The following is an 8,969-nucleotide window of genomic DNA, read 5'->3' as shown; positions in this document are numbered from 1 at the left end:
GTGCGAGCCGCAGCCACCGCCCGCCTCGGCCCCGGCGTGCGAGCCGCAGCCGCCGGTCGCCGCCGCGAGCGCGTCGGCCCGGTGCTCGGGCAGCGTCGTCGTCCCCGCGCCCTCCACTTCGAAGCCCGCGTCCGCGATCATGTCCAGGTCCGCCTTGCCCGCCTGGCCCTCACTCGTCAGGTAGTCGCCGAGGAAGATCGAGTTCGCCAGGTGCAGCGCCAGCGGCTGCATCGAGCGCAGGTGCACCTCGCGGCCGCCGGCGATCCGCACCTCCACGTCGGGACAGACGAACCGCACCATCGCCAGGATCCGCAGACAGCGCTGCGGGGTGAGGTTCCACTCCTTGGCGAGCGGCGTCCCCTCGAACGGGATCAGGAAGTTGACCGGCACCGAGTCCGGGTCCAGCTCGCGCAGCGCGTAGACGACGTCGACCAGGTCCTCGTCGCTCTCGCCCATGCCGGCGATCAGACCGGAGCAGGCGGACAGGCCGGCGGCGTGCGCCTTCTGGACGGTGTCCACCCGGTCCGCGTAGGTGTGGGTGGTGGTGATCTCCCCGTACGTCCCCTCGGACGTGTTGAGGTTGTGGTTGTACGCGTCGGCTCCGGCCTCCCGCAGCCGCTCCGCCTGGCCGTCCGAGAGCAGACCGAGGCAGGCGCAGACCTCCACGCCCTCGTTCTGCTCCTTGATCGCCTCGATGGTCCTGCCGACCCGGTCCACGNNCCACACCGGCGGCGGCCGCCTGGGACGCCTCGTCCGGCTTCAACCAGGTGTACTTCAGGATCCCGGCCGTCGAACCGAGCCGCTGCGAACAGTAGGAGCAGTCCTCGGGACATAGCCCCGACTTCAGATTGACGAGGTAATTGAGCTTCACCCGCCGTCCGAACCACTGACGGCGCACCTTGCCGGCCGCGGCCACCACATCGAGCAGTTCGTCGTCGGAGGTCGCCAGCACGGCGAGCGCTTCTTCACGGCTCGGCAGCTCGCGCCGCAGCCCCTTGTCCACCAGCGTGTTCAGCAGGTCCATAAGGGCTGATCCTGGCCTACGGCACGCCCCGCGGCCAAGGAGGATCCGAACAAACGAGGCCGTTTGAGGTGTGTGCATGGCCACACCCTGACCTCGGCCGCGGACGGTTAGGGTCTGTGCGCTGCCTACAAAAGGATCTGCCCCATGTACCGGGACGAGCACACGCGTGGCGACCACACGTGTGGCGAGCGCACGTGTGGCGAGCACACGCGTGACGAGGCCACGCGGGGCGAGGTCACGCGCCGGACCGCGTTCGACTGGACCGACGCCGAGGCGCGCCGCCGCGCCCAGGCCGGTCTCGTCCGCACGCTCAGGCCCCGCGCCGCCGAATCGGAGCTCCTCGATCTGGCGAGCAACGACTACCTGGGACTGACCCGCCGCCCCGAGATCACCGACGCGGCCGCGGAGGCGGCCCGGCGCTGGGGCGCCGGGGCCACCGGATCGCGACTCGTCACCGGCACCACCCGACTGCACACCCGGCTGGAGCGCGAACTCGCCGACTTCTGCGGCTTCGAGGCCGCACTCGTCTTCTCCTCCGGCTACACCGCCAACCTCGCCGCGCTGACCGCGCTGACCAGCCGTGACTCGCTCATCGTGTCGGACGCGGGCAACCACGCCTCCCTCGTGGACGGCTGCCGGCTCTCCCGAGCCGAGACGGCCGTGGTTCCGCACGCCGACCCGGAGGCGGTACGCAAGACGCTCCGGGCCCACCAGGGCCGCCGGGCCCTCGCCGTCACCGACTCGGTCTTCTCGGTGGACGGCGACGAGGCTCCGCTGGCCGAGATCGCCGAGGCCTGCCGCGCGCACGGCGCCGCGCTCGTCGTGGACGACGCCCACGGTCTGGGAGTGCTCGGCGACGGCGGCCGGGGCGCCCTCCACGCCGCCGGACTCGCGGGCGACGAGGACGTCGTCGCCACCCTGACCCTGTCCAAGTCGCTCGGCAGCCAGGGCGGAGCGGTCCTCGGCCCCGCCCGGGTCGTCGAGCACCTCGTCAACGCGGCCCGTACGTTCATCTTCGACACGGGTCTCGCCCCGGCCGCCGCCGGAGCCGCCCTCGCGAGCCTGCGGCTGATCCACGGCGAACCCGGGCTCGCCGGTCGGGCCCGGACCGTCGCCACGACCCTGTACCGGCTGCTCACCGAGGCCGGACTGACCGCGGCGCGGCCGGACGCGGCCGTCGTCTCGGTGCGCGCCCCGTCGCCCGAGGCGGCGCTGCGGTGGGCGGCCGACTGCCGCGAACAGGGGCTGGCCGTGGGGTGCTTCCGTCCCCCGTCGGTTCCGGACGGCATCTCGCGGCTGCGCCTCACGGCCCGCGCCGATCTGACCGACGCGGAGATCGAGCGCGCGGTGTCCACGATCGTGCGGACCGCACCGGCCGCCTGACGGCGATCTCGTGCGGACCGCACCGGGCGCCTGACGGTTGCCCGCCCCGGTGGCCCCCGGTGGGCCGTGGCCTGCGGTGGACCGCCGGCCACGGCCCGCCTCAGCCACAGGTCGCGCCTCAAATGTGGGCTCTCGTAGCAGAGTTCACCGCTTCGAGCGACAGATATATCCATATCTTGGTGGATCGCCGCCCGGGGCGGACGTTCAGTGGCACTCTGACGCGGAGCGCAATCCGGGGCCGGGCCCCGGTGGGAAAGGGACAGCGTCGCCATGGCAGACCACCAGGAAGCAACCGTCACCCTGCCGAGCGATCCCGCCTCGGTGTCCGCCGCCCGGAGATTTGTCGCCGACGTCCTGAGCGCATGGGGACTCGCCGACGGCAGCGACACCGCCGACACGGTCCGGCTGATCGTCTCCGAGCTGGCGACCAACGCCGTCCAGCACACCTTCGGTCAGTCACCCACCTTCACCGTCGACGTCCGCCTGGAGCGCGAGGAGCGGCTCCACATCGGTGTCACCGACAGCCACCCGCGCTGGCCCAAGCGGCTCCCCGCGGCGGTGCAGCAGGACAACGGCCGGGGGCTGGTCATCATCCGCTTCCTGGCGGCGGAAGCGGGTGGGCGCCTCTCGGTCACCCCGACCGCCCAGGGCGGCAAGACCGTCTCGATCCACCTGCCGTGGACGGCGGCCACCTCCGTGTCGGACGGAAGAACGGCTGCGTCCGCTCCCCACGCATGAGTGGAACGACACGGGCCTTCCGCGGCGGGGAGGTGTCAGACGATTTCGAGGTTGGCCATCATGCCCATGTCTTCGTGTTCGGCGTTGTGGCAGTGGAAGAGATAGCGGCCGCGGTAGCCGTCGAAACGGGTGATGATCTCCGCCGATTCGCCCGGCCGCAACGAGACGGTGTCCTTGAGGCCCGCATCGTGGGGCAGCGGTGGCCGGCCGCCCCGCGAGAGCACCCGGAAGCCGACCAGATGCAGATGGACGGGATGGTGGACGTCGGCGACCAGCCGCCACACCTCGACATCGCCGAGAGGGACGGTGACGTCGGAGCGGGCGGGGTCGAACGGCAGCCCGCCGATCAGCCATCCACGACCGCCGTGCATGCGCCCCGCGCGGAAGGAGAAATCGCGCACCCTGACGGCCTCCGACCGGCGCCAGGTCGGCAGATCGTTCGAGAGGGTGTGGGGGATGCGGCTGTCGTCGGCGGCGCGGCGTGCGACCCGGAAGGCCATCACGTCGCGGGTGCGCCCTGAGCCCAGCCGGTTGACGACGCGGACGCGGCTGCCGACCGGGACGCCCGAGAAGTCGATGACCACGTCGTAGCGTTCGGCCGGCGCAATCGGCAGCAGCCGGTGGGTGACGGGCGCCGCGAGCAGCCCCTGGTCGGCGCCGATCTGGACGAGATCGAGCCGGCGTCCGTCGTCACCGACCGCCTCGAGTTCATAGTGCCGGGCGTTCGAGGCGTTCAGGATGCGTAGCCGGTACCGCGCCGCATCGACCTCGTGCACGGGCCACGGGGCGCCGTTGACCAGGATCACGTCACCGAGGACTCCGGCCGGATAGGACCCGCGCACGCCCGGCCGTTCGCGCAGGGTGGGGTCGAGGGCGGGGTAGTCGAGGCTGCCGTCGGCGGCGAACGCACGGTCGGCGATCATGAGCGGCAGTTCGCGCCGCCCCGCGGGCAGGCCGAGGGAGTCCTCGGCATCGTCGCGCACGATCTGCAGCCCGGCGAGGCCCCGCCAGATCGCGGGGGCGGTGAAGTCCATCCGGTGGTCGTGGTACCAGAGCAGCGCCGGCCGCTGGTCCAGCGGGAACGTGTAGTCGCGCGTCAGCCTGGACGGCACGGCCCGCGGATCGTGCATTCCGGGGCCGGGGCCAGGGCCGTGTCCGCCGTGTCCGCCGGGTCCGCCATGACCGGTGTACGCCTTGTGCGCGGCGTCCGGCCACCCCTCGGGCAGGACGAGGTCGGTCGGGTACCCGTCGGAATCCGCCGGCGTCCGCCCTCCGTGCAGGTGCACCACCGTCGGCACGGGCAGGTTGTTGCGATGGGTCACGGTGACCGGCCGGCCGCGGCGCGACTCGATCGTCGGCCCCGGGAACGTGCCCTCGTACGTCCACAGCGGCGTCCTGACACCGGGCAGGATCTCCGAGGTCACCTCGCGCTGGGTGATCTCGTAACGGTCGACACCACCCGAGGTGCTGACCGGCGCCAGCACGGAGGGAAGCGGCAACGGCACCTGGAACGGGGGCGGCAGCGGCACGGCGCTGCGCAATGTGGCACCGGTGACGGGCGGGCGGCGGGAGAGTGCGGCCGAGGCCGACAGTCCGGCGGCCGCCATCAGCCCGATCGCCCCGCCGATGCCCAGCATCTGGCGTCTGCCCACTCCACGGACGCCGCCGGACCGGTCGTCATATCGCTCAGGCACTGTCGGCCTCCCGCCCCTGCGGCTCCGCCACGGTCCGCATCGGCTCGCGCGGGGGTCGCGGTCGCCGCTCGAAGGGCCGGAGCCATACGGCGATGAACAGCACGACGAGCCCGGCGACGGTCATCACGCCCAGCGGGATGTGCAACCACAGGGCGCCGGCCATGCCGGCGAAGTACTGCACCGTCTCGGCCGTCACCACAGCCAGGGTCGTAAGGAACGGCCAGATTCGACGCAGCCGAACCCAGACCGCGATCGCCACGATCACCTGCAGATAACCGAGAGAGGTGACGACGTCGGCGCCGACCGTATGCCACCGCAGGCCGTCGTAGTCGCCGCTCAGATAGACGCCGGCGAGCACCGGCTGACCGACGATCGCCACCACGTGCGCGCTGACGACGGCCCGCAGGACCCACCCGGTGGGCCCCGTCCGATGCGCGGCTCCGGTTCGGGCCGACCCTGCCGGGCGGAACCTGTCGGCCTCGTCCGCTGCGTCGGCCGCGTCGGCTGCGGTGGTCATGAGCGTCCTCCCCACTCTGTTCACGGTTCGGGAACGCTCACGACGCTATGACCTGTGAGATATCATGTCTAAGATCAATATTGCTATGCCGTTATATCTCTGTTGGCATGGCGACGATCCGCCGAGGTCAGGGACGCCAACGCGGACGCGGAGAGGCCCATGGATCTGAACATGCTCACGCAGTTCCTCGCGGTGGCCCGGCTGGAACACCTCAGCCGCGCGGCCGACGAACTTCGTGTCGCGCAGCCGTCGCTGAGCCGCACCATCGCGCGGCTGGAGAACGAACTCGGCACACCGCTGTTCGACCGGGCCGGCCGACTACGGCTGAACGACGCCGGGAAACTCTTCCGCGGCTACGTCGAACGCTCCCTCGGTGAACTCGACGCGGGGCGACGAGCCGTCGCCGAGGCCACCACCGAGGGGTTCGGCACCGTGCGACTGGCGTCGGAGACCTTCCTCACCCTCACCGGCCCGCTCACGGCGTACAAGCGCGCCCATCCCTCAGCCGAGGTCGAACTCCACCAGATGGCGGCCGAGGAGATGGCGCGCCGCCTGCGGGCCCAGGACATCGACCTCTGCGTCGCCTCACAGCCGATCCCCACCGAGGGCCTGGAAGGGTTCCAGCTGCTCGACGAGGCGGTGTGGGTGGCCACGCCCCCCGACCACCCGCTCGCCGGCCGCACCACGGTGAGCGTCGACGAACTCGCCGACCAGCCCTTCGTGACGACGCGTAGGGGGCACTGGCAACGCCGGCTCCTCGATCGGCTCTTCGCGGGAAGAGACCTGACACCGAAGATCGTCTGCGAAGGAGACGAGCCCGGCGCCCTCGCCGGTCTGATCAGCGCAGGACTCGGTGTCGGTCTCATCCCCGACATCGCCCGGCGCGCCGCCACCCGGGCCCCCGTCGCCTGGATCGCCGTCGACAGCCCCGACTGCCGTCGCACGCTCACCCTGTTCTGGGGCGTCGACAGCCATCTCTCCGGCGCCGCCCGCCAGATGCGCACCATGATCACCAGCTGGAACTGGATCACCGGTGAACCGCAGGAGGACGGACGGCCGCGCGGGGGGTGACGGCCGCTCGGGGGTGACGGGCGGCGTGCTCGCCGCAGGGGCCGACACCGCTGCCGGCCCCGCTCACGGGCAGCCGACTCCCCGGGCGGTACGCGAGGGGGCGGTGGCGCCACCGCACCCCTTCGGACGCCCGGACCGGTCAGCGGGTCAGTGGACCCGGCCGTAATAGACCTTGGACGACCAGATCTTGTCGAGCTTCACCCAGGAACCCGTCTTGGGGGAGTGCCAGATCTTGCCGCTGCCCGCGTAGATGCCCACGTGGTAGACCCTTCCGCCGGAGTGGAAGAAGACCAGATCGCCCTTCTGCCGGCTGGACGCGGAGATGTGCCGGGTCTTGTTGTACTGCTGCTGCGCGGTACGGGGCAGCGACTTGCCCGCCTGCTTGTACGAGTAGAGCGTGAGCCCCGAGCAGTCGAACCGGTTCGGTCCGGCCGCTCCGTACTTGTAGGGCGAACCCTTCTTGGAGGCCGCCACGTTCAGGGCCTGGCCTGCGTACGAGGTCGCGGCGTGGGCCTCCGGTGCGGCGCCCGGCGCCAGCATCGTCCCGCCGACGGCGGCGAGGGTGAGAGCCGAGACGGCTCCGGCCCGGGTCAACAGGGACGGGACATGAATCTGCGCAGTCATGCGCAACCCTTCGTCAGCCGCCTGTGAAGGATGACCTGTCGGGTTCGGACTGGCGAAGTTGCCCGGCCGCGGCTGCGGCTTCACCCCGAGGAACGGCCCCACTGCTCGGTCGTCCCGTACTGCCCGGGTCCTCCACTCCTGCCGATCCACTCCTGTCGACCAGACATCCGGGACAGCGGCAGGACTCGGCGTCCGCCCGGACCGCCCCGCCGCGGTGGCGGGGGCTTGTCGTCGTCAGGGATCTTGACCCACAACCTGGTCGAAAACCGAGTTGAAAACGCGATATGTGAGGCTCCTCACGACTGATCCATTCGGGTGGACAGACAGGTTTCGTGATCTTCGGAGGTTTGGCCGATGAGCCCCGTACCAGCGATGGAACGCCTGATTCGGCCAGATGTGTACACCTGTTGTGCAACTCACCCCGGACATAAGTCGATTCGTCGACTACGCCGAACGAGGGAGCGTTTCTGCGGCTTCGATGGTCCGAGTGGACCTCGACACGACACGCGAGAATGTCAACTCGTCGGAGACCTCGGCAGAGTGACCCGCCCCGCCCGGCGCTCACCGTCCAGCACGCGCAGCGCGCGGACCAATGTCTCCGCGTGCACCTCGCTCTCGCCGCGCGTATGCATCACCGTCAGTGCGTCGCGCAGCGCCGTCGCCCGGCCCACGAGGGCCTGTGCGGCGCGCAACGCCCCATAGGTATGCGAAGTCCTGGATGGATTGATCCGCCCCAGGAGGTCGACGACTTCGAGATAGGCGTCGATGAACTCGCCTTCCGCCCGCGTCAGGGCGGGCAGCGGCGGCAGTTCGGGGACCATCTCCGGCTCACCGCGCCCCGCCGCCGGCCGCGGCGCGGTTCCGGACCACGTGATCCACCAGGCCGTAGGCGAGGGCGGCCGACGCGTCGAGCACCGTGGTCCGCTCGATGTCGGCGTCGACCTGCTCCCGGCTCCGGCCGGTGTGCGTGACGAGCATGCCGGCCACCATCGCCCGCAGCCGCAGCAATTCCCGCGCCTGGATGTCGAGATCGCTGGGCTGCCCCTGCAACGGCTCGTCCATCGCGGGCTGCTGGAGCACCACCCGGGCGCCCGGCAGTGCGAGCCGTTTACCGGGCGCGCCGGCCGCGAGCAACACCGCCGCGGTGGAGGCCGCCTGGCCCAGGCAGGCCGTCTCCACGTCGCAGGTGACGACCTGCATCGTGTCGTAGATCGCGGACATGGCGCTCAGCGAACCGCCGGGGGAGTTGATGTAGAGCGAGATGTCCCGGTCCGGATCGGCGTACTCCAGGTGCAGGAACTGTGCGATGACGTCGTTGGCCGAGGTCTCGTCGATGGGTGTCCCGAGGAAGATGATCCGCTCTTCGAGCAGCTTGGAGTACGGGTCGAGGGTCCGGCTGCCGAAGCTGGTGCGCTCGGTGAACTCGGGCAGGACGTAGCGGGCGTGCATGAGGCATCCCTCCTGGTAAAAAATGTACAGGATGTACAGGCCGTAAGATGAGGAGCATGGCCTACGAGATTCCGGTGACGCAAGCACGTGCAGAGCTCGCCGACCTGATCAACCGCGTGGTGTACGGCGACGAGCGGGTCGTCGTGACCCGGCACGGAAAGCCGCTCGTGGCGCTCGTCTCCGCCGCTGACCTGGAACGACTCGAGGCGGAGGAGCTCCGGGAGCGGCAAGCGGCCGAGGAGCGGGTGATCAGTTCGGTCTCCCGTGTGGGGACCGTCGCGTCAGCTCCGGGCGAACAGGGCCGCTTCGGCATCGCCGCCCGCCACCGCGAACCCGGCGCCTAGAACCCCGGCGCACAGACGCCCGGCGCGCACACGCGAAAGCCGCGTGCCCCCTCCGCTACAGCGGGGGACACGCGGCCGTACGGGGAAGGCGTCAGCCGACCGGCGTCGGCTCGGGGGCCGGGGCG

General features: G+C 71.0%; 9 protein-coding genes, 1 pseudogene and 1 riboswitch. Of the genes and pseudogenes, 4 read left to right on the top strand and 6 right to left on the bottom strand.

Annotated elements, in window-relative coordinates:
- Nucleotides 1–1,024: pseudogene (gene bioB, locus J7E93_RS08730) on the bottom strand (biotin synthase BioB); the annotation flags it as partial.
- Nucleotides 1,025–1,168: 144 nt separating this feature from the next.
- On the opposite strand from bioB, the gene J7E93_RS08725 reads away from it, so the two are divergent.
- The gene (locus tag J7E93_RS08725; protein WP_215067122.1) at nucleotides 1,169–2,407 is read left to right on the top strand and encodes an 8-amino-7-oxononanoate synthase; all 1,239 of its coding nucleotides are present in this window, start codon (nucleotides 1,169–1,171) and stop codon (nucleotides 2,405–2,407) included.
- A 270-nt stretch (nucleotides 2,408–2,677) separates the two neighbouring features.
- The gene (locus tag J7E93_RS08720) at nucleotides 2,678–3,145 is read left to right on the top strand and encodes an ATP-binding protein (RefSeq protein ID WP_215067120.1); all 468 of its coding nucleotides are present in this window, start codon (nucleotides 2,678–2,680) and stop codon (nucleotides 3,143–3,145) included.
- 35 nt (nucleotides 3,146–3,180) lie between these two features.
- On the opposite strand, the gene J7E93_RS08715 is transcribed toward J7E93_RS08720, so the two are convergent.
- Nucleotides 3,181–4,839: a multicopper oxidase family protein gene (locus tag J7E93_RS08715; RefSeq protein WP_308368113.1), complete on the bottom strand. Its 1,659-nt coding sequence runs from the start codon at nucleotides 4,837–4,839 to the stop codon at nucleotides 3,181–3,183.
- Nucleotides 4,832–5,356, bottom strand: coding sequence for a hypothetical protein (locus tag J7E93_RS08710; RefSeq protein WP_215067118.1), 525 nt, complete (start codon nucleotides 5,354–5,356; stop codon nucleotides 4,832–4,834). Before J7E93_RS08710 ends, J7E93_RS08715 begins: the two co-directional genes overlap by 8 nt.
- Nucleotides 5,357–5,515: 159 nt before the next feature.
- On the opposite strand from J7E93_RS08710, the gene J7E93_RS08705 reads away from it, so the two are divergent.
- On the top strand, nucleotides 5,516–6,427 hold the full coding sequence (locus J7E93_RS08705; protein WP_215067116.1) for a LysR family transcriptional regulator: 912 nt from the start codon (nucleotides 5,516–5,518) through the stop codon (nucleotides 6,425–6,427).
- Between the two features lie 147 nt (nucleotides 6,428–6,574).
- On the opposite strand, the gene J7E93_RS08700 is transcribed toward J7E93_RS08705, so the two are convergent.
- The 3 genes from J7E93_RS08700 to J7E93_RS08690 form a co-directional block, all read right to left on the bottom strand.
- Entirely contained in the window at nucleotides 6,575–7,051 is a 477-nt protein-coding gene (locus J7E93_RS08700; RefSeq protein ID WP_215067114.1) for a C40 family peptidase, read from the bottom strand.
- 3 nt (nucleotides 7,052–7,054) lie between these two features.
- Nucleotides 7,055–7,252, bottom strand: a riboswitch (cyclic di-AMP (ydaO/yuaA leader).
- 314 nt (nucleotides 7,253–7,566) lie between these two features.
- Complete coding sequence (locus J7E93_RS08695; protein ID WP_215067112.1) at nucleotides 7,567–7,872, bottom strand: hypothetical protein; 306 nt, start codon at nucleotides 7,870–7,872, stop codon at nucleotides 7,567–7,569.
- Nucleotides 7,873–7,879: 7 nt separating this feature from the next.
- Nucleotides 7,880–8,500, bottom strand: a complete 621-nt coding sequence (locus tag J7E93_RS08690) for an ATP-dependent Clp protease proteolytic subunit (protein ID WP_215067110.1) — start codon at nucleotides 8,498–8,500, stop codon at nucleotides 7,880–7,882.
- A 56-nt stretch (nucleotides 8,501–8,556) separates the two neighbouring features.
- On the opposite strand from J7E93_RS08690, the gene J7E93_RS08685 reads away from it, so the two are divergent.
- Nucleotides 8,557–8,844, top strand: coding sequence for a type II toxin-antitoxin system Phd/YefM family antitoxin (locus J7E93_RS08685; protein WP_215067108.1), 288 nt, complete (start codon nucleotides 8,557–8,559; stop codon nucleotides 8,842–8,844).
- Nucleotides 8,845–8,969: the final 125 nt, after the last annotated feature.

The sequence above is a fragment of the Streptomyces sp. ISL-36 genome, from assembly GCF_018614205.1.
In the GTDB taxonomy this organism is placed as follows: Bacteria; Actinomycetota; Actinomycetes; order Streptomycetales; family Streptomycetaceae; genus Streptomyces.
Note: the sequence above shows the minus strand (reverse complement) of the source record. Positions and strands in the feature narration are given on the sequence as shown.

Coding starts and splice junctions, on each gene's coding strand:
- J7E93_RS08710 (WP_215067118.1), bottom strand. CDS start 5,356: ATGACCACCGCAGCCGACGCGGCCGACGCAGCGGACGAGGCCGACAGG.
- J7E93_RS08700 (WP_215067114.1), bottom strand. CDS start 7,051: ATGACTGCGCAGATTCATGTCCCGTCCCTGTTGACCCGGGCCGGAGCC.
- J7E93_RS08695 (WP_215067112.1), bottom strand. CDS start 7,872: ATGGTCCCCGAACTGCCGCCGCTGCCCGCCCTGACGCGGGCGGAAGGC.
- J7E93_RS08685 (WP_215067108.1), top strand. CDS start 8,557: ATGGCCTACGAGATTCCGGTGACGCAAGCACGTGCAGAGCTCGCCGAC.
- J7E93_RS08690 (WP_215067110.1), bottom strand. CDS start 8,500: ATGCACGCCCGCTACGTCCTGCCCGAGTTCACCGAGCGCACCAGCTTC.
- J7E93_RS08725 (WP_215067122.1), top strand. CDS start 1,169: ATGTACCGGGACGAGCACACGCGTGGCGACCACACGTGTGGCGAGCGC.
- J7E93_RS08705 (WP_215067116.1), top strand. CDS start 5,516: ATGGATCTGAACATGCTCACGCAGTTCCTCGCGGTGGCCCGGCTGGAA.
- J7E93_RS08720 (WP_215067120.1), top strand. CDS start 2,678: ATGGCAGACCACCAGGAAGCAACCGTCACCCTGCCGAGCGATCCCGCC.